This window comes from Legionella bozemanae (assembly GCF_001648595.1).
Taxonomy (GTDB): Bacteria; Pseudomonadota; Gammaproteobacteria; order Legionellales; family Legionellaceae; genus Legionella; species Legionella bozemanae.
The window spans coordinates 23,291-47,331 of record NZ_LBAW01000006.1; the positions used below are offsets into that span (position 1 = coordinate 23,291).

The following is a 24,041-nucleotide window of genomic DNA, read 5'->3' on the forward strand; positions in this document are numbered from 1 at the left end:
TTAGGAAATTTGCCCAAATCTTCTTTTTCTTTTATTAAATGAAGCTAAAGCCAACTCCAGTTCATGTTCACCGAAATCCGGCCAATGAACTTCGCTAAAGTATAACTCTGTATAGGCAAGCTGCCAGAGGAAAAAATTACTAATTCGCAACTCCCCACTGGTACGAATAAATAAATCAGGATCAGGCAATCCTTCTGTATCCAAATAATGAGCAAAATTGGTTTCGTTGATCTCTTCTAGAGACAATTCATCATTCAATACAGATTGGGCTATTTTTTTTGCTGCATTGACCAGATCCCACTTACCACCATAATTTACAACCACATTTAAAATTAATTGCTCATTATTTACTGTCAAAAGTTCAGCTTCCCGCATTTGCTTTTGCAATACAGGTGAAAGCACACTACGGTCTCCGGTAAATCGCATGCGTATTCCATGCTGATTCAATTCAAAAATTTCTTTGCGTAAGGATTCTAGGAATAATTCCATTAAAAAATTAACTTCCTCTGCTGGCCTGCACCAGTTTTCAGAGCTAAAAGCAAATAAACTAAGACAAGGAATTCCTTTAGTCATGCAACAGCGAATTATTTTTTTTACTGATTCAACACCTGCTTTATGACCTTCAATACGCGGTAGTCCTCTACTTTCAGCCCAACGGCCGTTTCCATCCATAATAATGGCAACATGCTGAGGAATTTTTTGTTCCAAACTACTCTTCCTAATCTAATAAATGGTGCATAGTCTAACCTTTTTAATACAAAAATGTCACTATTCACCCTTGTAAGTTAACAATGGAATGCGATATGTAGAAAAAACACGATATCGCGATGTACTAAAACGAGTGGACATACCTTCAGTTTTGTTGCTCAATAAACTCTGAAAGAAGTGAATACATTCCGAAATACCTACCAAGTAATGTATAATCCACCTACCAAATTTGACTGTATTCTACGGAGAATTGCATGCAAAAAAAAGCACCCTTGTTACTCATGATCTTAGATGGCTGGGGCTATAACGAAAATAATAAACATAATGCGATTGCCCAAGCCAACACACCTCAATGGGATGAATGGTGGAAAAACTGCCCCCATATTCTTTTGCAAGCATCTGGATTCGCAGTCGGTTTACCTGATGCGCAAATGGGTAATTCAGAAGTAGGACATATGCATATTGGTGCAGGCCGAGTCATACAACAAGATTACACACGCATTAACGAGAGTATAAAGAATGGTGAATTTGCCAATAATCCAGTGTTCCATGATGTAATTTCCACCTTGCAGAAAACTGAAAAATCCTTACACATCATGGGATTGTTTTCCCCAGGAGGAGTCCACAGCCACGAACATCATTTATTTGCCCTACTCAACTTATGTGCCCAACAAAAGTTTACTTCTGTGTATTTGCATTTATTTTTAGATGGACGAGATACTCCACCGCAAAGTGTCTTACACAGCTTAGAGCGCCTCAACGCAGAGTTAAAAACACATCCGGTAGCTCGAGTGTGTTCGATTAGCGGACGCTATTATGCTATGGACAGAGACAATCGTTGGGAAAGAATAGAGCCAGTCTATACTTTATTAACGCAAGGCAACAGTGAGCATCATTTTTCGGATGCAGAAACAGCGATAAAGTCTTATTACCAACAAAATCTGTCCGATGAATTCATACCTCCTACTCTTATAGGTGAAAAGAAACCAATCGAAGATGGGGATGCCGTTTTCTTCTTTAATTTTCGAGCAGACAGAGCCCGGCAATTAACCACTGCTTTTATTGATCCAACATTTAAAAAATTTAACCGCTCTGCGCAACCTCAATTATCCTATTTTGTCAGTATGACTCAATACGATAAAAACTTGCCCACAACTCAAGCGTTCCCCCCTATTCCTTTAAATAATACTTTAGGGGAAGTGCTTGCAGCCCATGGCTTAAGTCAATTACGCATTGCAGAAACAGAAAAATATGCCCATGTAACTTTTTTCTTCAATGGTGGAAATGAAAATGTTTTTACTCACGAAGAAAGAATCTTAATTGCATCCCCCAAAGTCGCTACATATGATTTACAGCCTGAAATGAGCGCCCCCCAATTAACAGAATGCTTGATCGAGGCGATTAACAGTCACGCTTATGACGTCATTATTTGTAATTACGCTAATGCCGACATGGTAGGACATAGCGGAGATTTTAAGGCGACAATTCGCGCAATAGAATGCCTTGATCAATGCATGAGTAAAGTCTGGAATGCGCTGGAAAAACAAGGCGGGAAATTACTTATTACTGCAGATCACGGCAATGCGGAAGAAATGTTTGACGAAACAACACTTCAAGCACATACTGCTCATACTAGTGAACCTGTACCCTTAGTATACGTCGGTGGCCATTGGCATTTTTCCCGAAGCGAAGGAAGCTTAATTGATATCGCACCAACGATGCTCGCTTTACTTGGTATTACTCCTCCAGCGGAAATGACAGGTCATCAATTGTTAGAAAAAAATACTCATGAATAAACGGAATTACACTGTTTCTTATAATTTATGTTGCTCTGAAGTTAAACATTACTGCATTCACAGTGTTATAGCAATCAGACAAAAATTAAAATTTAATGGCAGATCTCTTTTGAAACTTGTGAAAGAAGGTCAAAGAGATATCGGGCGTGGAACCTATGTTACCGGATTGGTCTTTAGTATATTTTTTTGCTTTACAGTACATGCAGAGTCGACTTCTGCTGTGCTGCAAACGCAAAATAAGTTAAAGCAATTGGATGCGCAAATTAACAGTCTTCAACAAAACTTAAACTCAGCCCACGATAAACGAGGTGTTTTAAATAAGGAATTGTCAGAAACTGAAAAGCAAATTGGGGAAGGGATTCATAAGCTACATTCCATACAAGATGATATTAAGAATAAAGAAAATAGAATAACTGAATTACAAAAGCAGGTAAATCAATTAAATCAACAGCTGATTACCCAACAACAATTACTAGCTAACCATGTTCGTGCCCGTTATCAAATGGGAGAATATCAGCCGCTTAAATTATTGCTTAATCAGGATGATCCCAATAAAGTGAGTCGAATTCTTACTTACTACCAATATATTGTTAAATCACGGCAACAACTTATTGATAAAATTGATAAAACACGCGTGAGTCTTAGTGAGAGTAAAGAAAAACTCCGGGTGGAACTTATCGCTAACAAACAACTCAAAGCAGAGCTTACCCAGCATCAACAACAACTACAACAAAATAAAAGTTATCATACTACTTTAATTCAATCATTGAATCATGAAATTCAAGATAAACAAAAAACTTTGCGTGAGGTGCGAAAAAATAAAGAGAATTTAGCACGCTTGCTCAAATCATTAGCGCAACAAAGTAGCGCCCCAACAAGCAAACCTTTTAACCAAGCGCATACTCCCTTTAGTCAGATGCGCAAAAAATTGCCGGTGCCGCTCCAGAGTCAGAGCCATTCTCTACGCAAAATGAATCAAGGAGTGACATTTTTTGCCGAGGAAGGAACGGTAGTTACTGCCGTTTATCCTGGGAAGGTAGTATTTAGCGATTGGCTTAAAGGATATGGTTTACTTCTTATCATTGATCACGGACAAGGTTTTATGACCTTATACGCTCATAATCAATCTTTATTTAAAAGCAAAGGCCAATATGTACGCCAAAATGAACAAATTGCAAGTGTAGGTCATACCGGCGGAATTAAACAAAACGGTCTATACTTTGAAATAAGACTAAGGGGGAAAGCTATTCCACCACTTAATTGGTTGTCGTAGGTTAACCCTGGCACCTTAATTGCATTTCAAAAATTATAATAAAGAAGATGGCTTATTTTGTAGCCTTGCATCTGAGGAGATCGCTATGTTGATAAGAAAACTATATCCACGCTCGCTTGCGATAGTATATGCGTTTACTCTTATGTTACCTCTGACAAGTTTTGCAGATGATGAGGCTAATACTGATACTTCTACAAGCTCCAGTACTACTAAAGCGGTTCCTTTAGAAGATGTACAACGATTTTCTAATGCTATAGGTGAAATTAAAAAATATTACGTTAAACCGATTGATGATAAAGAACTTTTTGATAATGCCATTCGAGGTATGCTTAGTGGCCTTGATCCACACTCCAGCTACTTGGATGAAGAAGAATTTAAAGAGCTGCAAACATCAACGAGCGGTGAATTTGGTGGTTTGGGGTTAGAAGTAACAATGGAAGAGGGTGTTGTTAAAGTAGTTACTCCTCTCGTTGACACCCCAGCCTTTAAAGCAGGAATCAAATCTGGCGACTACATTATTAAATTAGGAAAAGAATCTGTTCAAGGTCTTTCTCTTAAGGATGCGGTCAACCTCATGCGTGGTAAAGCTGGAAGTACCATTCAATTGACTGTGCTCCGTAAAGGGGTTAACAAAGCACTTACTTTTGATTTAATAAGAGAAATTATTCAAATTAAAAGTGTGCAAAGCAAAATGCTTTCTCCAGGCTATGGTTACATTCGCTTAACTCAATTCCAAGCATTAACTGGAAAAGATATGTTGCAAGCCATTGATAGATTAAAACAACAATCTGGCGGAAATTTAAAAGGTCTAATACTGGATTTACGTAACAACCCAGGAGGATTGCTTGATTCAGCAATTCAGGTTTCCGACGCATTTCTTGGTAAAGACAAATCAGGTAAGCCAGAAACAATTGTCTCAACTAAAGGACGTCTACCTGGATCAGACTTTACCGCCATATCTAAGGGAGTTGATGTCTTACATAATGCCCCAATGGTTGTATTAATCAATAATGGCTCTGCATCTGCGGCCGAAATTGTAGCCGGCGCACTTAAAGACAATAAACGAGCTGTTATTCTTGGTACAACAAGCTTTGGTAAAGGCTCAGTACAAACCGTATTACCACTAGATGATAAAACAGGCATTAAATTAACTACTGCTCTTTATTACACTCCATCAGGAACATCAATTCAGGCTCAAGGAATTATACCTGATATCGTGGTAAATGAAGTGGAAATCCCTAAAACTGCTGCGAAGCCTTCTGATCTCACTGGATTTAGTGAAGCAAACCTTAATGGACATTTAGTGAATAAAAATAATTCGGAAACTACTAAAGCTAAAGATATCAAAGCGCAATTGGATGATCTAATGCATAATGATTATCAGCTCTATGCTGCATTGACAGTCTTAGAAGGTATGGCTTTAGCTAACAGATAATTTTACTACTTAAATAAAGAGGAGCTAACGAGGTTGGTTTAAACCAATTCCCCAAGCCCCTCTTCTTTTACAGATTAAAGATACAAGCCTAGGTGCAGCAAAACGGAACTCAGTTTCGCTTTGCTGCACCCAGGCTTGTCGTCAATCCGGAGTAATTTAAATGGGATTAGGCTGTAAGTATTTGCTTCTTATAAGAAACCCCATTTTTATCCAAATTAAATCTACCCATTACCCCTATCCCAGATTCAAGCGCCAACAAATGGGTTGCAATTGCCTGACTGGAAAAATCAGAATGCGTTTTCAGAGCAAGCAAAGCGCTACTATGAAGCAGATGGAATAGATCAAAAGCATACCCTGCTTCACTGACAGGATGACTAAGGTATTCTTGTTTAAATTGAGCAATAAACTCTGGTTTCATTGATTGAGTCAAAACAGCAGCCTGTTTGTGATTTGGACTTTGTGCTTTAAAATTATTTTTTCCATCGGCAATAATTGTGTCCTCTGTGAGACAAAAATGAATGATATTATTTTTTTTCGCTAAAGGTGCAACTAAAGTGCCGCTTTCAGTTCCTTCAGTCAATAATACATTAATATGATGTGCTTCAATAAATTTTTGCACGGTTTTTGCTGTACGAGCATTATTTGGCATTTTATCCAGGGTATAAAACTCATAATTAATCTCCGAGGACTTTAACTGATCACGCGCAATTTCCATTGCACCTAGCATGTTTCTACCAATATAAGCAGATTCATTGGAAAAAGGAGCATAAATACCAACATTAATTGTCATTTTGGTTTTATCTTGAGCTTCATCCATACCTGGTGCTGCGTCACAAAAACTTACTGCTACGAGTAATACAAAAAAAGCACCTAAAACAGTATAAATTTTTGATAAAAAATAGTTCATATTCATCATCCTAATTGATTAGACTTAATCTTTTCGCGCTTAATCCTCGCTTAATACACTCTGCTGATAGGCAGAATATAACTGTGCAGCAAGAGCTCATTCGATTGTCTCGAAGAGCAGTAAAATTATTCTGCTATGAATAGAATCTAAATACAATGGTTGGGATTTAATAATAATTGTGCGATAATCCTCATAAAAGTGACATATTTTCGAATACAATGAACTATATTAAATCAATTTCGTTCCTAGCCGGTCTATCTTTTTTCTCTTTTGCTCAAGCTAATGTTCAATCCTATTTTGACCAAATAAAAAATGATCCTAATGCCTTATATACTTTTTTTAAGAGCATGCCTAAAGGAGGAGAATTACATTATCATTTAGCTGGAGGCGCATATCCAGAAATCATGCTGGAACTCGCATCTAAGGATAATTATTGCTTGAATACAACCAATTGGGTGGTCAGTAAAAACCCTGCTGTATGTCATGGTGTAGATACAAAAGACCTGCTTAATCATCCCGAGCTTTATGCAAATACCGTCAAGAGCTGGTCTATGAAAGATTTTGTTCCAAGGAAAGAATCTGGGCATGATCATTTTTTCAGCTCATTCTACAAATTCAATGCAATAGTTGCTGATCATCAGCCTGAATTAGTTGCAGCAGTGCTACAAACTGCAGCGCAACAAAATGAGCACTACATGGAATTAATGATTTTACCGGATAACGCTCATTCAGCCAGCTTTGGTGACATGCTTAAAGATACAACTTCATTTAGCCAAAAAAGAAAGCTTTTATTAGCGAATCAGGATTTTCAAAGTAACGTCAATTATACTGCGATAGAGTCCAATCGCATACTGCAACAGGCACACCAAGAATTAGGCTGCGATACCAATCCAGAAAAAAAAGCCTGCCAAATCAAAGTTAAATTTTTGTATTACTCACTTAGAGAACAATCTTTAGATAACCTTTTTGCACAAACCCTGAATGCTTTTGAAGCCGTAAGCCAATCCATGGAAAGCAAAGGTACGCTTGTTGGCGTTAATTTGGTGCAACCTGAAGATGGTATTATTTCTTTACGCGATTATCGCAAACAGATGCAAATGTATCAGTATCTGCATGAGGTATATCCACAGGTCAATATTGCATTGCATGCAGGCGAAATAACTCAGGAAATTGTTACTCCAGAAGAATTGGATTATCACATTCATGATGCGCTTTTTACCGGCCAAGCACAAAGAATCGGGCATGGGGTAGATATTGCCCATGAAAATAATGTGAAAAATACATTAAATTACATGGCGAAACATCATAAAGCAGTAGAAATCAATCTAATCAGTAACCTTAAAATATTAAAGGTCGCAGGTCGCAGTCATCCGCTGAATTTTTATCTTAAGCACAAAGTTCCTGTTGTTTTATCTACTGATGATGAAGGTATATTGCGAACCAATTTAAGCCAGCAATATGTAGAGGCTGCATTGAATCATGATCTGGATTATCAAAGCTTAAAACAAATCAATAGAAATGCATTAACTTATGCATTTTTACCTGGAAATAGCATATGGTTGGATGCAGATAAAGCCCAATTAATCCCTGATTGTCAAGATTTAGCGAGTAAAAGCTGCCAGCAGTTTATAAAAGCAAACGAGAAAGCACAATTACAATGGGATTTAGAACAAAAACTGCGTGCATTTGAAAATAAATTTTAAATATCTAAATTTTTCAGACTGAAACTAAAGTGTTTTGACAAATTATTTCCCCGTCTACGTAGACGGGGAAATAATTGTTAATACACTCTAAAAATATTATAGCCTGGTATTTTGTGTAACCAGACACAATTAAGCTTTAAATGGGTCACGCAAAATAATCGTTGAATCACGTTCTGGACCAGTCGATAATATATCAATAGGCACATTAAGCAGATTTTCTATTCGTTTTAAATAGGCAAGAGCATTTGCAGGTAAATCATTTAAATTTGTAATATCAGCAGTAGATTCTTGCCAACCAGGCATTTCTTCGTAAACAGGCTCTAAACCGTAGAAATCAGCGGCTGATTGAGGAGGACGAGAAATTAAATTGCCTTTTTCGTCTTTGTAAGCAACAGCAATGCGCAATACATCTATTTTATCCAGAACATCCAGTTTCGTGATGCATAATGCCGTAATACTATTTAACTCAATTGAATGTTTTAACAGAACGGCGTCAAACCATCCACAGCGCCTAGGTCTCCCAGTGACAGCCCCAAACTCCTGACCACGTTCAGCAATCTGTTTCCCCACTTCATCAAAAAGCTCAGTTGGAAAAGGACCACCACCAACACGCGTAGTATAAGCTTTAGTAATTCCTAAAATATAGTCAATGTATTTTGGGCCAAATCCCGCGCCATTAACTACTGAACCCACACACGTATTTGATGAAGTAACAAAAGGATAGGTGCCATGATCAATGTCGAGATAGACCCCTTGCGCTCCTTCAAATAAAATATTATCTCCTTGCCCTCTATGCTCATGCAAACAAGCAGAAACATCACAAACCATTGGCTGTAATTCTTTAGCCCATTGTAAAGCAGAATCCAACAAAGGTTGAAGCACTACGGCTGGCTGCTTGAAATACTGCGTTAAAATAAAGTTATAGTAATCTAAAAGATCGGTTAATTTTTTTTCAAAACGCTCAGGATGAAATAAATCACTGACCTTTAATGCACGGCGAGCAATTTTGTCTTCATACGCAGGACCTATACCACGTCCGGTTGTACCAATCGCTGAATCGCCCATATGCGCTTCACGCGCTTTATCCATTGCAACATGACATGGGAGGATCAGTGGACAAGCCATGCTAATGCGTAAGCGGGAACGGACATCAATTCCACTTTGCTCTAATTCTTTAATTTCTCCCAATAAGGCATCGGGCGAAAGAACTACACCATTTGCAATGTAGCATGTAACGTGAGGTCTCAACATGCCAGAGGGAATAAGACGAAGAACTGTTTTCACCCCATTAATTTTTAAGGTATGACCTGCATTATGACCGCCCTGATAACGGACAACAACCTGCGCATCGTGGGTTAATAAATCGACAATTTTACCCTTGCCTTCATCGCCCCACTGCGTTCCTAAAACAACAACGTTTTTACCCATGATCTACCTTAATTTGCACAATGCTTGTTTGTCGCTCTAAATTGCGAATCACTAAACCAATTTCAATAAAAAAAGGTCCCTACTCAAAACCCTATAAAGGGCTTTCTTCTTAAATGGAAAATATTCCGAAAATACGTGCATCGCATTGATATGATGCATTTTCAGAATATTTTTCACTCAAGCTGCATTCAAATCTGGACGTTCTCCACGATTTTAATACAGGGATGAATAGTTACCAAAATCTGACATTATAGTTACTTTTTAGCAGGTACACCATCATTTTTTGGTGTGGCCGTTTTAAAATAATCAAAAAATGCACTACTTTGATCCAGAACCAAAATATCTTTTCTACTGTTAAAACTCTCTTCATATGCGAGCAAGCTACGATATAAAGTAAAGAAATCCTTATTTTTATTATATGCCTCCGCATAAATTGCTGCTGCTCGTGCTTGTCCAATTGCTCTTACCTTTTGTGCGTTACTGCGAGTTTTTGCTAACAGGACCGTGACATCAGCGTCAGCCTTTGCTTTTATTTCTTCAGCAGCTGCTTGACCATCAGCGCGGTGTCTGTTCGCGATTTTTTGCATATCTGCACGCATGCGTTGATAGATTGCATTACTGGTATTGGCTGGCAACTCTATTCCTTTAATACGTACATCAACAACAATAATACCTAATCCGCCTGCTTGCTTTTGGGCAGCTTGACGCAGCAATTCCATTAAATCATCACGTCCGCCTGATACGACTTCGGAAATAGTACGTTTACCGAACTGAGCACGCAACAAAGTATTTAATTGTTGTTCCAATAATGTTTCTGCTTTAAATTCACTACCGCCAGTTGATTTAAAATATTGAGCCAAATCAGTAATTTGCCATTTAACATAATAATCAACCATTACGTCCTTTTTTTCCTTAGTAACAATACGGGTCGATTTAATATCCATTGTCTGAATACGTGTATCAAAAATGCGAACATTTTCGATAAACGGTACTTTAAAATGCAATCCAGGATTTAAGACTTTAACTTTATTAGTCGACTCATCATTGACCAAGCGACCTAAACGCAAAAGAATACCTTGCTGTCCTTGTGTTATGGTAAATACACTGGTCAATAAAAAGAGAAGTATTAAAAAGATCAAAATGCCAAGGGTTCTACCCATCGTTTTCATTGTTAATTTCTCCCTTGTCGATAAATAGGTCTGGTAAATTCACGACCATCGACCAAATTCTCTGTCTCACTGAATTCATCATCTTCCGCTTTGCCATTTTTGGCAGTCTCATGAGAGAAACCTGAAGATTTTTCAAACCATTTATCCAAAGGCAGATACAACAAATTACCTGATTTGCTATCAACAATGATCTTGCTGCTCTGACTTAATACGTGTTGCATTGTTTCCAAATACATACGCTCCGCTGTAACTATTGGAGCTGCAGTATATTGAGGAAGTAAGGCTAAGAATTCAGCAACCTGCCCCTGGGCATTCAGCACAACCTGTTTGGAATAGGCTTCAGCCTCTTGCTGGATACGACTGGCCCGCCCCTCAGCAATCGGTACTACTTTCGCTGCATAGGCATAAGCTTGCTCTTTAAAGCGTTTTTCATCTTCCTGTGCCTTAATTGCATCATCAAAAGCATCTTGTACACTTTCAGGAGCACGTGCTGGTTGGGGTGATACATTAACAATCAAAATACCAGTTTTATATAAGTCCAATGTTTTTATTAAAGTATCTTGTACTTTGTTGCCCCAAACTTCACGTCCTTCAGTAATCATTTGATCTAGCGTAGTTGTTCCCACTACTTGTCTTAGGGCGCTTGAAGTGGCTTGCTGCAAACTTTCTTCGGGGTTAGCCACATTAAATAAATAATCCTCGAGATCACCAATGCGATATTGTACCGCTAAAGATACAGAAACCAGATTTTCATCACTGGTAAGCATTTGTCCAGAATAGGAATAATCCAACACTCTGTCCACATTCATGATGATTTTGGAAGAAATAATTCTTGGTATCCAATGTGGTCCTGAGCCTACAGTTTCAACGTATTTGCCAAAACGAAGAATAACCGCCTGCTCCGCAGGATCAACAATAAAGATGCCAGAAAGTACCCAAAGGATAAAAGCAACTAAGATAACTACTAGAGTCATCAAACCGCCATTTGATTTTTTGGACGGTTCATTACTTGTTTTAGCAGAACCCCCTCCAAACAACTTCTTCAATTTGTCATGAACGCGTTTAAGAGCTTCATCCAAATCTGGAGGTTGATTTTTACCCTTCCAGGGATCTTTGCCTTTATCTGGCTCATTCCACCCCATGTACTACTCTCCTGGCAAATTCTAAGAAAACTAGGATTCTATGGGGTATATGAAGTTTAAGCAAGTTCTCCGAATGTAATTAGCTCAATATGGATTCTTATTTTTTTCACAGAACATGCATTGCCTTAGATAAACGGATGCAGTAAAGGAGTTAAATCCTGCAGCTCCTATTGACATTTGCCTCTAAGATCAATATCCCAAATATCCACTACAATTTCATTTTCAGTAATAAAAAATTGGTCAAATAAGTTAATGGTTGGATCGCAATGTGGAACAACAAGTTCTAAAACCTCCCCGTATGCTGGTAATTGGGCGCCATTTACAGAAGTAACTTTGCCGTGCTCATCACCAAACCCACCCCAATCATACTCCAACCCGAGATGACTGATTATCTGGGGCTTTTGTTGATCTACGTAAATGGATTTTGTACCTGCATCTACTGTAACATGCTCTGTTCTATTATTACTGATGACTGTGGTCAAAAGGGTCATTGCCGGCTTAAATGTGTTAAATTGCTTCTCGTTACTTTTTGAACCAATAGTAGCGTATTGAACATCCATAACGGTATAAGAGCCTGGTTGAATTTCAGTTACTTCCGGCGCATCAACATCAATATCATAAGTCCCCGTGCCGCTTCCAGTTAATATAGGGCAATTAAGACCGTTTTCTCTAAAGCTTTTTACAAGATTGCTTGCCATTTGCATCGTTTGCAATGATTTACTTTTCCGCTCACTAAAGGAAGAAATATGCTGTAAATTACCCGCATAACATTGAATTCCCATCAAGTTTAACCAGGGTAATTGCTCAATTTCCAATGCAAAATTTAAAGCACTTTCTGGTTTAATGCCAGTGCGCCCTATTCCTGGATCCACATCCACTAACACATGAATGATTTTCTTATTGTGTGCCGCAGCTTCATTTAAAGCAATGATATTTTCTTTATTATCAACGACTATTAGAGTAGAGGGAGCCTTCTCCAGACATGAAATAAGTCTGGAAATTTTATTTTTTGTGACAACTGGAGAAGTAATCAATACGTTGGGTATTTTATTCTGAATCAAAACTTCAGCTTCCGAGATTTTCGCGACACTAACACCTATTGCACCATATTCAATCTGTAAACGAGCTAATTTGGAGCACTTATGGGTTTTACAATGAGGTCTAACATGTACATTATTTTCAATAGAGTGTTGGCGCATGGCCTCTAAATTGGATTGCAAAATATTTTTATCTATTAATAAACAAGGGGTATCCAACTCTGTTTTTCTTAGACCTAAGGCTGTCTTTGACATTCTATTCCTCATGAAAAACTTGGGCCTATTTACATTTCGCTAGGTTGAGTCAAATTAGGTTGATTTTCAAGCATCGAAGCGCTGCATACACCCTAGTATATGAACAATCATAGGCTAATTTGGCCAAGATACTAGAAAGAAATAGGTCTAATCTGCACTCAGCATTACTCGAATTCCTATATAAACTAACAAGCCACCAAACACACGACTCAATGCTGCTTGAAAATGAGTAAATACTTTTCGAACATTATCTGATTGCAGGAATAAAACGAGTAAAGGCCAATAAAGTGCAGACTCAGAAACAAATACTCCGGCAACTAAAGCTTTATCACCAATTGATGCGTGCATTGAGACAAATTGGGTAAACAAGCTAAGTAAAAAAACTGCAAGCTTTGGGTTTAAAGCATTACACAAGACGCCTTCAATATAAGCTTTTGAGACCGTTATATTTTTCACTGAAGAAAAGCCCTGCTTTATTTTCATGGATTGCTTGAATTTTAAGCCTTTTAATCCAAGATAAATTAAATAACACGCGCCTGCGTATTTTATCATGGTATAAAGAACAATACTTTGAGTAATAATGAACGCCAATCCCAAAATGCAATAAGTAGCGTGGAAAAGACATCCGGTAACAATACCTAAGGCAGTAGCTAAAGCCTGTCGTTTGGGATATAAAAGCGCGTTTTTTGTAACAAGTATAAAATCTGGCCCCGGGCTGATCATGCCAATAAAACAAATCATGATTAAAAGTAACAAGCTAATATTCATAGTCACTACATCTCAACAAAATAGACTCGTTCCCACAATTTTAATTCAATGCTCATATAATATCCATCCATAATAACATAGAGATGGCTCCTTTATACTCTATTTAAGGTTTTTCCATCTCTATCATAAAAGACCATAACAGCTCCGCTATTAATCTTGATTTATAACGTAGCTTCACTGCTAAGAGTAGGTTCTCCAGAAGAATTTTCAATTACCTCATGTACCTTCATTTTAGGCAAAGTTTTAAACATATCATCATAGATAATCTGTGTCCTGGTTCCTGGATGGTTACGAGCATATTCTTTTACTGTTTCCCAATTACATTTCCCCTCAGCGATCATCCAACGCATAGTACTCCAAGGATTGGTAATTTTTTGATTTTCATAAGCTTCATTATAGCGTCGTACAAATTCTGCATAGAGCTTTAATGGAGGCTCATCTCCTTTTAATGGTACCGCAGCAGCTGTTGGCAATAAAGAACCCTCAGAACTCCCTTCTGAGCGGCGACTGTATTTGCGGGTAACCAACCTTTCTACAGCAAAGGCTGCGTCACTTGGTCTGCCAAAAAGCTGACGTAAAGTGCTCCCCCAAGAATGATCCACATAAATTATGTTATACAATGCGCTGTTAGCTAAATGGCATCGGTTCACAAAAGGATCGACCAACTCAGGTCTAGTATCCATATAAGCATCAATTTCTTTGAGCAAATCACTACGTTTATTTGCTAATGCTTGACACAATTCTTCATGTCGTGGAGGCTCGGCGCCACGACAAAGCAACATAGCAACCCCGCGAAGCACATCTTTGTCGTTTGGATTATTAACCAACTTTTTACAAAGTGCTTCAATTGCATTTTCACCTGTTTTCTGATCTTGCCAAAAATTTTTATTTCTCGCCTCAAGTTTTAGTTGTTCTACTGGAGACTCTTCTAATAACGCTTCAAGTGCCTTTATCTTACCTTGTTGTGCTGCCAACAGTACCGGCGTATCTTTCAGTTCGCCTACAGGATTAGCCACATCCGCCCCAGCTCTGACCAAATTGATCACCCCGGAAGCAAAGTCCAATGCTATCGCTTGGTGTAACGGCTGAAAAGGAGTACGGTCTTCGGTAAGACGTGTTGCGGCGTTTACGTCAGGTTTACAGGCTAAGATTTTTAGCAATAATTGACGATTTCTAACAGGTAAAACCAATGATAATAAGGTTCGAGCCTCTTCATCACGCTTGTTAACATCAAAAACATTATTTTCCAAGAGATGAAGAGCCAGCTGAATTTTATTGGCAGCAATTGCTTGATGCAAAGGCAAGCCAACATTTTTATCGCGAACTTTGCTCAAAACTACATCAATAAACCCTATCAAATCGGAAGAGCTCTCCTCATGAACAGGATCTTTATTTTTTTCCTGGTGCTGTTGAATCAGATAATTCAAAACGGTCATTTGAACGCCACCTTCCGTCCAGTATGGACGCTCAAGATAATCCGCTTCTGTTTGCAACTTTTGTTCAATAAATAGATTAAATCCTTCTAGTCCTGATTTTATAGCGGCATTTATTTCAGTGATAAATTCCATGTTACGTCCCCTGTAATATCCTTCCGGATTTATATTACACATTGGACAATAGAAGATCAAAAGAATAGTTAAATTTTCTACAAGCCCCATCAGGGCCTATTTATATTTCTACCATCTAGGCCAAACTGCCCTGATTTTCTATGTCAACGCACACATACCCGTATAGATGCTGCGCTTTGGTACTCGAGAATCAGGCCATTCTGGGCCCAAGCTAGCGAAAGCCAAGCAAGCCCTCAGTTCTCCATGAAATTGATTTCTGATATAGGTATTAAACGTTCAATTTAGTAAAAATCAAATCCCAAACCCCATACCCTAAACGTTCGCCACGTTGTTCAAATTTAGTAAGCGGCCGCGACAAAGGTCTGGGTGAATACCCTCCTTCTTTTTGTGTATTCTGGAGCGTCGGCTCTGTAGATAAAACCTCTAACATGTGTTCTGCATAATCTTGCCAATCGGTTGCGCAATGAATAAACCCACCCGGTTTAATTTTTTTTGTCAATAATTGAATAAACTCTTTCTGAATCAGGCGTCTTTTATGATGACGCTTCTTATGCCATGGATCCGGGAAAAAAATTTGTACCCCCGCAAGTGAGTTATCCAACAATTGAGTACGGAATACTTCAACTGCATCATGAGCTACAATACGCACATTGGATAATTGATATTCATGTAAATCAGCAGCCAAGCTTCCTACACCAGCCTGATGCACTTCTATTCCTATGTAATTAAGTTCAGGGTTATTTTTAGCCATGGCCAACAGCGATGCACCCATCCCAAAACCTATTTCAATCACTGTATCTGCAGTGCGGTCAAACTCTTGTGACACATTCCATGGACTTCCATCTACAGTAAGTTCATAATCTTTAAGCCAAAGATCTAACCCCTGACGCTGTCGATTGCTCACCCGACCAGCACGTAAGACATAACTTTTTATCTTGCGCTGCATAAATCACACTCATATTTTGTTAAAGCCGGAATTATATGTCCTTACAAAAATCTTGCAACTAATGCATTTTTTTGATATAAAACCGCTCTTGTATTTCACATCCGGCTATTTGCCCAGAATTTTACAAAGACCAATAGGGTTTGTTTGTATTTCGCTAGCTGAGTCAGTTGGCCACGAAAGTAAACAGAACCTAAATTAAAACCTATTTTGGAGTAACGCAATGTCTAGAGTATGTCAGGTAACTGGCAAGCGACCCATGACTGGTCATAAAGTGTCGCACGCTAACAACAAAACCAAAAGACGCTTTCTGCCGAATATTCAGAATCACAGTTTCTGGGTTGAAGAAGAGAAACGATTTGTCACATTGAAACTCAGTACCAAAGGTATGCGTATTGTAGACAAGTTAGGTATAAAAGCAGTTCTGGATAAGCTCAGAGCTAAAGGCGAAAAAGTATAACTAAGGGGATAAACCATGGCAGCCGTCACTATTAAAGTGAAAATGGAATCCACAGCAGGAACTGGATACTATAAAACTACAACTAAAAACCCAAGAAACCATCCTGAAAAGATGGAGCTTATGATGTACGATCCTAAAGTACGTAAGCATGTTCTTTTCAAAGAGAAAAAAGTAAAATAATTATTTAAGCCTCATGCTGATGGGGCTTTGTGTCTTATTTTTATGTATTTTTTAAGAGCAATATCTTCCCCTCTCTAAAAGCTGAGCATTTAGTGTCTCATGCCTAGACACCTTAACTCAAAAAGCAGGTTACTCTGATAAATCGACACCAGGTGCTCTTATAATGAACAATCCGACTTCATTTTCTCCATGCGCTAGAAAAAATCAATTGTGCTGATGCAAATTTTTCAGGAGATTCCTAAATTAACGCCCGTAGATACTGGATAATCCTTACGAATCGTTTAAACTGATAGTAAATAGCAATGAATAAATACAAAGAGGATTTGCATGAAACCATCATTGCAACTAAGTATTGGCCAGCATTTGACGCTCACGCCACAGTTACAGCAAGCAATAAGACTGTTGCAATTATCCACGATTGATTTACAGCAAGAAATTCAACTTATTGTTGAATCAAATCCAATGCTTGAAGCCACTCCAAATGAAGATAAAGAAGAATTTGCACCTAACGAAGCAAAGCAGCAAAATAATGATGAACCTTATGATTTTCAATGGTCAGAACTGTATCAAAGCTCAAGTAAACGCACCTCTTTTGAGGATAATGACTATAATTTTGATAATTTGCATTGCACAACAACTAATTTAAAAGACCATCTAAGATGGCAACTCGAGCTTTCTCCTATGAGTGATGTAGACAGAGTAATAGCAACCACTATTATTGATGCAGTGAATAGTGATGGCTTTCTAACGATGAGCCTCACTGAATTGCATGCGAGTCTTACAAGTGATGAACATCCACTGGATTTAGATGAAATAAATGCAGTGCGTCATCGCTTGCAATTATTTGACCCTGTAGGCTGTGCCTCCACAAACCTTGCAGAAACACTACTTGTGCAGCTAGAGCAGCTTTCTTTGGATGCGGAACATTTGGCATTGACTAAAAAGATAATTAATGAAGACATTGAATTACTGGCTCAGCATAATTATAAACAATTAATGAAAAATCATCAGATTACTGAAAAAACAATTAATGAAGTATTAAAAACAATTCAAGGGCTAAACCCCAGACCTGGTAATTTAATTCATGAAGACATTACAGAGTACATTATTCCTGATTTAACTGTTAAAAAAGTTAATAATAAATGGAGGGTTCAACTGAATCAAAGTGTGCTTCCTCATTTAAGTATTAATAGCCAATATGCGTCACTGATTCAACGCGCAGATAATAGTGCAGACAATCAGTTCTTGAAAAATAACCTGCAAGAAGCACGTTGGTTTTTAAAGAGCATTCAAAGCCGCCAGGAAACCCTGCTTAAAGTAGCTACATGCATCATGGAATATCAGCAAGGATTTCTAGAGTATGGCGAAGAAGCGATGAAGCCATTAATTCTCAATGATGTTGCTTCCGCTCTGGATATGCATGAATCAACTATTTCTCGTGTCACCACACAAAAATTTATCCATACCCCTCGTGGCGTATTTGAGCTGAAATACTTCTTTTCGAGTCATGTCAATACAAATGCTGGGGACGAATGCTCTTCTACAGCCATACGCGCCGTAATAAAAAAATTAATTTCCGCAGAGAATAGAAAAAAACCATTAAGTGACAGTAAAATTACCCGATTATTGGAAGAACAGGGTATTAAAGTAGCAAGACGAACCGTAGCAAAATATCGTGAAGCAATGGGAATTGCTCCATCCAATGAACGAAAAATAATTTGTAATTAATTTAGGGTTTGTTGACAATTCGCTAGATTAAGCCAAAATGGTGCGATTTTAGAGCGCCGAAATGCAGCATACATGGAGTATGTGAGTATTGGAGCACTTAAGGTCGCACTGTTGGCCAAGACAGTAGAATTGCCAATACACCCTATGTAACTAGGAGATTTTTATGCAAATTAACATCACTGGACATCATATTGATGTTACTCCTGCACTCAGAGCATTTACCGAAGAAAAATTCGATAAGCTGGAGCGTCACTTTGATCAAATCAAATCCATTAACGTAGTATTGAATGTAGAAAAATTACGTCAAATTGCTGAAGCAACCATTCATGTAACCAAGGGTGAACTGCATGCAAGCTCAGAATCTGAAGACTTATATGCTGCAATTGATGCGTTGATTGATAAATTGGAACGTCAACTAACCAAACATAAAGAGAAAAACCATAAGCATCATGATTAAGAAATAATCGCTTGCGGTAGTTTTGCAGACAGCAAGGTGAAACCCTATTTTTCCGGGATCCACTTTGCTGAGCTTAACTACACTTATTTCCTATTTCATGATACATTTGTAGCGCTATGATTAAAACTAAAATTAAAATAATTAATAAATTGGGCTTACATGCACGTGCTTCGGCGAAGTTTGTTTCTACCGCCGCAAGATTCCAAAGCCAAATTGATGTAACCAATAACTCACAAACCGTTAATGGGAAGAGCATTATGGGTGTTATGATGCTTGCAGCCAATAAAGGGAGTGAACTCATTATGGAAATAGATGGTCCTGATGAAGTACAAATGAATGAAGCCTTAACTCATTTGATTAATAATTATTTTGGCGAAGGTGAATAACTAAAATTGGAATAATTATTCTCTTCGAAAGCTCATGCTAAAGATATGTTAAGTGCTCAGTCGCTCATGTGAATATTGGCTAATCCGGCCGCTCCTTGGTTAGGGCTATGTGCTTACAAAAACTCATTGAATTCCTTTTTTCATTTCTCGGAGTGCTTTCTTTGCTTTCTCACTTTGTGCAAAGCAAATAAAGTCATAAACAATCCAGATAATGCATAAACAGTAAAACTTACAAATAAAACCACTGAAGGATTAGCAGCAATAGCTACAAATAAAATGATCATCACCAAGACATAAAGAAATGGCACTTTGCCCTTAAAATCCACCTCTTTAAAACTGTAATAGCGAAAGTTAGAAACCATTAAACCCGAAGTGGTTAATGACAAGATCGCAGTCAATACAGCAACAAACATATTCTGCCATTCATTTTGATAGCATAACCAAGCAAAAGAAGCCATTACTGCAGCAGATGGTGGACAAGGTAACCCTTGAAAATATCGTTTATCTGCTGTTTCAAGCTGAGTATTAAAACGCGCTAAGCGCAAAGCAACTGCAGCTGTATAAACAAAAGCGACCAACCAACCTACTTTCCCTAACTGACTTAACATCAAATTATATACTAATAACGATGGTGCAACACCAAAGGTGACCATATCGGATAAACTATCATATTGAGCACCAAAATCAGTCTGTGTATGAGTTAAACGTGCAATTCGCCCATCCAGTCCATCTGCAATCATGCCAATAAATATAGCGATGATAGAAGCTTCAAATTGCCCTTTCATCGATGCCACAAGAGAGTAAAATGCGGCGAATAAGCTGGCCGTTGTAAACAAATTAGGCAATAAATAAATACCAGAATGACTTTCTTTTTCCATTCCTAATAACCTTCAAAAAATGCCAAATACAATATGTTGACATAATAGGGATAAAAATTACTTTTGAAAACCAAATTTAACACAAATTTATTTTTGTAAAATGAATAAATTTCAATACAGCCCTCATTATATGATGGTATAATTAACATACTGTATTTATATTACATAAAAGATATGGCTGCATCTGAAAAAAAAACCATCATTATCGAAGGAATCACTTCTCAAGGAAAAACCTTTCGCCCCAGCGACTGGGCAGAACGTATGAGTGGCTCATTGGCAAGCTTTAAAAATAGTCGTATTCATTATTCTCCTCTATTACGGCCAAGTGTAAATAGTGAGGGATACCAATGCATTTTACTTGATCCAAAGCTTAAAGAATCAAGCCCGTTACTGTATCAATCCATTCTTGATTTCGCTAAAGCCAATAACCTCAGAATCTGTGGCGAAGAAAACCAAGGGGAAGGTGGCTAGCTAGTACCCTTGACTCGTTTTAATTGCCATAGTCCAATTTGCCACGTTGCCCATAATGTAATTCAGCATGGCTATAGTATTATCAAAGTTCATCGCCAATACGCCGGCAATTATAAATACCAAACCTTTAGGTCCATGCTGAGTTCCTGGTTGACTGGCATGCGCAACCAACACACTCCCACGCACAAACCATAATATCCCCGCAGTTTGAACCACTAACCCCATGGAACTGTAAATATTTGTCGAATTATAGGATGAATAAGTTAACACATTCCCTGCTCCAAAAAACGTATTGGCCATAACATCCAATCCCGTAGGCAAATAAAGTAGCGCCGCTCCCATAAATAAATACATTATTGGGCTAAACATCTTTTCTTGTGATGAAGATTGCGCTCTGTGATCGCCAATTTTTCTGAATTTGGAAATTGCAGTCCAAAAAAATAAAATGCCTAAAATATACGCTCCCCCAGTAATTAAATGCTGTACTGGGTATAAAGAATGGCTGAGATTGCCTATAATTGTAATGAGATCCGGTGTATTCATAGTTTAATTATATGCTGTCATAATTTAATTATATGCCGTTAAAACTTATATTGCATAATTTTTTGCTTATATTAAGCTTAGTTCAGAGTTATAATCTCAGATTTTTACAGTAAAGTTGAATATTCGTCATGCAAATAAACACATTTCCCATCACTTTAAAAGAATCATTTATGATTTCTCCTAAAGTAAAGCACTTCATTTTTACTTGTGAAGTAGCTCCGTCTTTTAATTATTTACCTGGTCAATTTATTACCATTCATTTTGAACATCAAGGTAAATTATTAAAACGTAGTTATAGTATAGCCAATGCGCCAAAACAAGATAATCAAATTGAGCTCGCAGCGGGCTATTTTGAAAATGGACCAGGTACTGAATTGCTTTATAATTTAAAATCTGGTGATATTATTCAGGTCAGTGGCCCATATGGTCGATTGATTATCAAAGATGAAATACCCCATCGATTTATCCTAGTCGCTACCAGTACAGGAATTACCCCATATCGAGCGATGCTGCAAGAACTAGGCGCACTTATGGAGCAACATTCAGCTCTCGAGATAGTCATACTACAAGGAGTTCAGCGACGAGAAGAAATTCTCTATGCCAATGAGTTCCAAGCATTTTCTCAAAAATACCCTAAGGTCACGTTCAGACCTTATTTAAGCAGACAGCCCATACATGAATTAAATGAAAATGAGTATAGCGGCTATGTACAACATGCCTTTCCTACATTAAATCTAAACCCCCAGCACGATGTTATTTATTTATGTGGAAATCCCGGTATGATTGACGAGGCTTTTAACTCTTTAAAAGAACAAGGTTTTGCCATGCAACACATTATTCGCGAAAAATATATATCTAGATAACGTAAAACAATCAGGAGCAAATACAATATGAGTTATGATGAATTATCTAATACTATGGGGCTAATGCTGCAAGAGGGCAAAGGAATTTTAGCCGCAGATGAAAGCAATTCAACAATAGGTAAGCGATTTACCTCAATTAATATTGAAAATACTGAAGAAAATCGCAGAGATTACAGATTACTGCTCGCTACAACCACTGATTTAGAACAATATATCAACGGGGTTATTTTATTTGAAGAAACCTTTAGCCAAACTGATGAGCATGGAACTCCTATTGCTCAATTATTTGCTGATAAGGGTATCGTTCCTGGAATTAAAGTAGATAAAGGATTAATTCATCTCGCCAATACTGAAAATGAACAAGTAACTCAAGGCTTGGATGGATTGGCTGAGCGTTTGCAGCATTTTAAAAAATTAGGTGCAAAATTTGCCAAATGGCGTAATGTTTATTCAATTTCTGAATTTACTCCCAGTTTAACCGCGGTTAAAACAGGTGCAGAAAATCTGGCGCGTTATGCCGCAGCTTGCCAAGAAGCCGGGATTGTTCCTATCGTTGAACCCGAAGTGCTCATGGATGGAGACCACACTATTGAACATTGTGCAGAAGTATGTGAAATTGTACTGCACGAACTATTTCATGCCTTATTTATTCATCAAATTGAGCTAGAACATATTATTTTAAAACCTAGCATGGTTACTTGTGGTAAAGCACACAGCCCTTTCAGTGAGCCTGATGAAATTGCTGATTACACAATTAGTGTGTTCCGTAATAACGTACCTGCTGCGGTACCAACAATTAATTTCCTCTCTGGTGGCCAAACACCGCAACAAGCTACAGCAAATTTAAATGCAATCAATAGCATTGACCATCAACCTTGGCTACTCAGCTTTTCTTTCGGCAGAGCATTACAGGAAGATTGTTTAGCTGCCTGGAGTGGAAATAAAGCAAATATCGCCAAAGCACAAGAGGCTTTATTAAAACGTGCCCGTTTAAATAGCTTAGCCTGTGTGGGCGAATACAATAGCAATATGGAATAATCCATACTATTGGGGAGAGGTTTTTTTACTGAAACAAACCAATCCCCATATAAAAATCATAACCCTGTATCTTGATACATTCTTAATTTTTTTATAGTAATCAAAGACTAAAGAGGCTTAATCAATTCAAAACGCGCATAAAGCGGCAAATGGTCAGAAAGCATTCGCCAGGGCTTGCCGTGTAAACACGCTACTTCTTGCACTTTCATGCCACGAAAATAGACACGATCAATACAAAGCGCTGGTTTTATAGCAGGGAATGAGCGTGCATGCTGTCCTTCCACTGAAACAAAAGCCTCTTCTATATTTAAGTTTTCAGCCAGAGGCTTGGAAATAACGGTGCGCCAATCATTGAAATCTCCCGCCATCAATAGAGGCTCATCTTGTGGAACCACATCTTTTATGCGTTGCATTAAAGCATTACATTGTACCATTCGCTCTGTTTTAAAAAGGCCCAAATGTACACATAATAAATGAATAGTGACTTTATCCAGTTTCAACTGTGCATGCAATATTCCCCTCGAGGCTCTGCGTATATTTGCAAGATTAATATTTTCAAATCGATCAAAAGCATATTTACTTAAAATTGCATTCCCATGATGTCCCGATTCATATACGGCATTTTTTGCATAAACATAGTGAGGCCATATGTTTTCAGCAATATACTCAAATTGCGGCGAGTCAGGCCACGCATTAATCCGTTTTTGTCTTTTTCTATGTTCACCTTGTACTTCTTGTAAAAAAACAAAATCAGGGGTTAAGCTGGTAATTGCATCGCGCATTTTAGGGAGCAAGAAACGAACAGCGCCGCCTACACCAAACCCTTTATGAATATTGTAAGTTATTAATGAAACGCTCTGTACTTCTTGTTGCATAGTTTACTCTTTTCAAGTTCTTGTATTAAG

24 protein-coding genes are annotated in these 24,041 nt (G+C 38.0%); 12 read left to right on the forward strand and 12 right to left on the reverse strand.

The features are described 5' to 3' along the window. Positions 1-708 carry an undecaprenyl pyrophosphate synthase gene (gene uppS / locus A8O27_RS06770; RefSeq protein WP_058458611.1) on the reverse strand — a complete coding sequence of 236 codons (708 nt, stop codon included), beginning with the start codon at positions 706-708 and terminating at the stop codon, positions 1-3. Positions 709-962: 254 nt separating this feature from the next. Between uppS and gpmI the strand changes: the two genes are divergently transcribed. From gpmI to A8O27_RS06785, 3 genes are all read left to right on the forward strand, one after another. Beyond that, positions 963-2,504: a 2,3-bisphosphoglycerate-independent phosphoglycerate mutase gene (gene gpmI, locus A8O27_RS06775; RefSeq protein ID WP_058458612.1), complete on the forward strand. Its 1,542-nt coding sequence runs from the start codon at positions 963-965 to the stop codon at positions 2,502-2,504. Between the two features lie 118 nt (positions 2,505-2,622). After that, positions 2,623-3,777, forward strand: coding sequence for a murein hydrolase activator EnvC family protein (locus A8O27_RS06780; RefSeq protein WP_058458808.1), 1,155 nt, complete (start codon positions 2,623-2,625; stop codon positions 3,775-3,777). Positions 3,778-3,862: 85 nt separating this feature from the next. After that, entirely contained in the window at positions 3,863-5,212 is a 1,350-nt protein-coding gene (locus tag A8O27_RS06785) for a S41 family peptidase (protein WP_058458613.1), read from the forward strand. A 166-nt stretch (positions 5,213-5,378) separates the two neighbouring features. Here A8O27_RS06785 and A8O27_RS06790 read toward each other — a convergent pair whose 3' ends face one another. Next, a complete protein-coding gene (locus A8O27_RS06790; RefSeq protein WP_058458614.1) occupies positions 5,379-6,119 on the reverse strand; it encodes a hypothetical protein in 741 nt (246 codons plus the stop codon). 218 nt (positions 6,120-6,337) lie between these two features. Between A8O27_RS06790 and A8O27_RS06795 the strand changes: the two genes are divergently transcribed. Beyond that, positions 6,338-7,822, forward strand: a complete 1,485-nt coding sequence (locus A8O27_RS06795) for an adenosine deaminase family protein (RefSeq protein ID WP_058458615.1) — start codon at positions 6,338-6,340, stop codon at positions 7,820-7,822. A gap of 129 nt (positions 7,823-7,951) precedes the next feature. Here the strand turns inward: A8O27_RS06795 and A8O27_RS06800 are convergent, their stop codons facing one another. The 7 genes from A8O27_RS06800 to trmB all read right to left on the reverse strand — a co-directional run bounded on the left by A8O27_RS06800 (position 7,952) and on the right by trmB (position 16,135). Next, complete coding sequence (locus A8O27_RS06800; RefSeq protein WP_058458616.1) at positions 7,952-9,250, reverse strand: adenylosuccinate synthase; 1,299 nt, start codon at positions 9,248-9,250, stop codon at positions 7,952-7,954. A gap of 254 nt (positions 9,251-9,504) precedes the next feature. Continuing rightward, positions 9,505-10,419, reverse strand: coding sequence for a protease modulator HflC (gene hflC / locus A8O27_RS06805; RefSeq protein ID WP_058458617.1), 915 nt, complete (start codon positions 10,417-10,419; stop codon positions 9,505-9,507). A gap of 2 nt (positions 10,420-10,421) precedes the next feature. Beyond that, entirely contained in the window at positions 10,422-11,561 is a 1,140-nt protein-coding gene (gene hflK / locus A8O27_RS06810) for an FtsH protease activity modulator HflK (RefSeq protein ID WP_058458618.1), read from the reverse strand. 167 nt (positions 11,562-11,728) lie between these two features. Further along, entirely contained in the window at positions 11,729-12,853 is a 1,125-nt protein-coding gene (locus A8O27_RS06815) for a DSD1 family PLP-dependent enzyme (protein WP_058458619.1), read from the reverse strand. Positions 12,854-13,000: 147 nt separating this feature from the next. Next, complete coding sequence (locus A8O27_RS06820; protein ID WP_058458620.1) at positions 13,001-13,621, reverse strand: LysE family translocator; 621 nt, start codon at positions 13,619-13,621, stop codon at positions 13,001-13,003. A gap of 161 nt (positions 13,622-13,782) precedes the next feature. Continuing rightward, the gene (gene ankC, locus A8O27_RS06825) at positions 13,783-15,189 is read right to left on the reverse strand and encodes a Dot/Icm T4SS effector AnkC/LegA12 (protein ID WP_058458621.1); all 1,407 of its coding nucleotides are present in this window, start codon (positions 15,187-15,189) and stop codon (positions 13,783-13,785) included. A gap of 268 nt (positions 15,190-15,457) precedes the next feature. Then, complete coding sequence (trmB, locus tag A8O27_RS06830; RefSeq protein WP_058458622.1) at positions 15,458-16,135, reverse strand: tRNA (guanosine(46)-N7)-methyltransferase TrmB; 678 nt, start codon at positions 16,133-16,135, stop codon at positions 15,458-15,460. Positions 16,136-16,355: 220 nt separating this feature from the next. On the opposite strand from trmB, the gene rpmB reads away from it, so the two are divergent. From rpmB to A8O27_RS06855, 5 genes are all read left to right on the forward strand, one after another. Beyond that, a complete protein-coding gene (gene rpmB, locus A8O27_RS06835; protein WP_019233564.1) occupies positions 16,356-16,592 on the forward strand; it encodes a 50S ribosomal protein L28 in 237 nt (78 codons plus the stop codon). Between the two features lie 15 nt (positions 16,593-16,607). Then, complete coding sequence (gene rpmG / locus A8O27_RS06840) at positions 16,608-16,772, forward strand: 50S ribosomal protein L33 (RefSeq protein WP_003635328.1); 165 nt, start codon at positions 16,608-16,610, stop codon at positions 16,770-16,772. Positions 16,773-17,099: 327 nt separating this feature from the next. Next, the gene (locus A8O27_RS06845) at positions 17,100-18,500 is read left to right on the forward strand and encodes an RNA polymerase factor sigma-54 (RefSeq protein ID WP_058458623.1); all 1,401 of its coding nucleotides are present in this window, start codon (positions 17,100-17,102) and stop codon (positions 18,498-18,500) included. A 163-nt stretch (positions 18,501-18,663) separates the two neighbouring features. Further along, a complete protein-coding gene (hpf, locus tag A8O27_RS06850; protein WP_058458624.1) occupies positions 18,664-18,957 on the forward strand; it encodes a ribosome hibernation promoting factor in 294 nt (97 codons plus the stop codon). Positions 18,958-19,073: 116 nt separating this feature from the next. Beyond that, a complete protein-coding gene (locus A8O27_RS06855) occupies positions 19,074-19,343 on the forward strand; it encodes an HPr family phosphocarrier protein (protein WP_058458625.1) in 270 nt (89 codons plus the stop codon). Positions 19,344-19,483: 140 nt separating this feature from the next. On the opposite strand, the gene pssA is transcribed toward A8O27_RS06855, so the two are convergent. After that, positions 19,484-20,221, reverse strand: a complete 738-nt coding sequence (gene pssA / locus A8O27_RS06860) for a CDP-diacylglycerol--serine O-phosphatidyltransferase (protein ID WP_058458626.1) — start codon at positions 20,219-20,221, stop codon at positions 19,484-19,486. A 174-nt stretch (positions 20,222-20,395) separates the two neighbouring features. Between pssA and A8O27_RS06865 the strand changes: the two genes are divergently transcribed. Further along, a complete protein-coding gene (locus tag A8O27_RS06865; RefSeq protein ID WP_058458627.1) occupies positions 20,396-20,692 on the forward strand; it encodes a DUF3579 domain-containing protein in 297 nt (98 codons plus the stop codon). On the opposite strand, the gene A8O27_RS06870 is transcribed toward A8O27_RS06865, so the two are convergent. Beyond that, entirely contained in the window at positions 20,693-21,235 is a 543-nt protein-coding gene (locus tag A8O27_RS06870) for a hypothetical protein (RefSeq protein WP_058458628.1), read from the reverse strand. A gap of 128 nt (positions 21,236-21,363) precedes the next feature. Between A8O27_RS06870 and A8O27_RS06875 the strand changes: the two genes are divergently transcribed. Continuing rightward, positions 21,364-22,098: a ferredoxin--NADP reductase gene (locus A8O27_RS06875; RefSeq protein WP_058458629.1), complete on the forward strand. Its 735-nt coding sequence runs from the start codon at positions 21,364-21,366 to the stop codon at positions 22,096-22,098. A 27-nt stretch (positions 22,099-22,125) separates the two neighbouring features. Further along, on the forward strand, positions 22,126-23,136 hold the full coding sequence (locus A8O27_RS06880; RefSeq protein WP_058458630.1) for a class I fructose-bisphosphate aldolase: 1,011 nt from the start codon (positions 22,126-22,128) through the stop codon (positions 23,134-23,136). A gap of 107 nt (positions 23,137-23,243) precedes the next feature. Here A8O27_RS06880 and A8O27_RS06885 read toward each other — a convergent pair whose 3' ends face one another. Continuing rightward, entirely contained in the window at positions 23,244-24,011 is a 768-nt protein-coding gene (locus A8O27_RS06885) for an endonuclease/exonuclease/phosphatase family protein (protein WP_058458631.1), read from the reverse strand. Positions 24,012-24,041: the final 30 nt, after the last annotated feature.

What these genes read in the sequence shown, in the direction of transcription:
- hflC (WP_058458617.1), bottom strand. Translation starts at nt 10,419, where the DNA reads ATGAAAACGATGGGTAGAACCCTTGGCATTTTGATCTTTTTAATACTT.
- A8O27_RS06820 (WP_058458620.1), bottom strand. Translation starts at nt 13,621, where the DNA reads ATGAATATTAGCTTGTTACTTTTAATCATGATTTGTTTTATTGGCATG.
- A8O27_RS06880 (WP_058458630.1), top strand. Translation starts at nt 22,126, where the DNA reads ATGAGTTATGATGAATTATCTAATACTATGGGGCTAATGCTGCAAGAG.
- A8O27_RS06790 (WP_058458614.1), bottom strand. Translation starts at nt 6,119, where the DNA reads ATGAACTATTTTTTATCAAAAATTTATACTGTTTTAGGTGCTTTTTTT.
- A8O27_RS06885 (WP_058458631.1), bottom strand. Translation starts at nt 24,011, where the DNA reads ATGCAACAAGAAGTACAGAGCGTTTCATTAATAACTTACAATATTCAT.
- A8O27_RS06865 (WP_058458627.1), top strand. Translation starts at nt 20,396, where the DNA reads ATGGCTGCATCTGAAAAAAAAACCATCATTATCGAAGGAATCACTTCT.
- A8O27_RS06870 (WP_058458628.1), bottom strand. Translation starts at nt 21,235, where the DNA reads ATGAATACACCGGATCTCATTACAATTATAGGCAATCTCAGCCATTCT.
- A8O27_RS06785 (WP_058458613.1), top strand. Translation starts at nt 3,863, where the DNA reads ATGTTGATAAGAAAACTATATCCACGCTCGCTTGCGATAGTATATGCG.
- A8O27_RS06795 (WP_058458615.1), top strand. Translation starts at nt 6,338, where the DNA reads ATGAACTATATTAAATCAATTTCGTTCCTAGCCGGTCTATCTTTTTTC.
- pssA (WP_058458626.1), bottom strand. Translation starts at nt 20,221, where the DNA reads ATGGAAAAAGAAAGTCATTCTGGTATTTATTTATTGCCTAATTTGTTT.
- trmB (WP_058458622.1), bottom strand. Translation starts at nt 16,135, where the DNA reads ATGCAGCGCAAGATAAAAAGTTATGTCTTACGTGCTGGTCGGGTGAGC.
- A8O27_RS06875 (WP_058458629.1), top strand. Translation starts at nt 21,364, where the DNA reads ATGCAAATAAACACATTTCCCATCACTTTAAAAGAATCATTTATGATT.
- A8O27_RS06815 (WP_058458619.1), bottom strand. Translation starts at nt 12,853, where the DNA reads ATGTCAAAGACAGCCTTAGGTCTAAGAAAAACAGAGTTGGATACCCCT.
- hpf (WP_058458624.1), top strand. Translation starts at nt 18,664, where the DNA reads ATGCAAATTAACATCACTGGACATCATATTGATGTTACTCCTGCACTC.
- A8O27_RS06845 (WP_058458623.1), top strand. Translation starts at nt 17,100, where the DNA reads ATGAAACCATCATTGCAACTAAGTATTGGCCAGCATTTGACGCTCACG.
- rpmG (WP_003635328.1), top strand. Translation starts at nt 16,608, where the DNA reads ATGGCAGCCGTCACTATTAAAGTGAAAATGGAATCCACAGCAGGAACT.
- A8O27_RS06800 (WP_058458616.1), bottom strand. Translation starts at nt 9,250, where the DNA reads ATGGGTAAAAACGTTGTTGTTTTAGGAACGCAGTGGGGCGATGAAGGC.
- gpmI (WP_058458612.1), top strand. Translation starts at nt 963, where the DNA reads ATGCAAAAAAAAGCACCCTTGTTACTCATGATCTTAGATGGCTGGGGC.
- ankC (WP_058458621.1), bottom strand. Translation starts at nt 15,189, where the DNA reads ATGGAATTTATCACTGAAATAAATGCCGCTATAAAATCAGGACTAGAA.
- hflK (WP_058458618.1), bottom strand. Translation starts at nt 11,561, where the DNA reads ATGGGGTGGAATGAGCCAGATAAAGGCAAAGATCCCTGGAAGGGTAAA.
- rpmB (WP_019233564.1), top strand. Translation starts at nt 16,356, where the DNA reads ATGTCTAGAGTATGTCAGGTAACTGGCAAGCGACCCATGACTGGTCAT.
- A8O27_RS06855 (WP_058458625.1), top strand. Translation starts at nt 19,074, where the DNA reads ATGATTAAAACTAAAATTAAAATAATTAATAAATTGGGCTTACATGCA.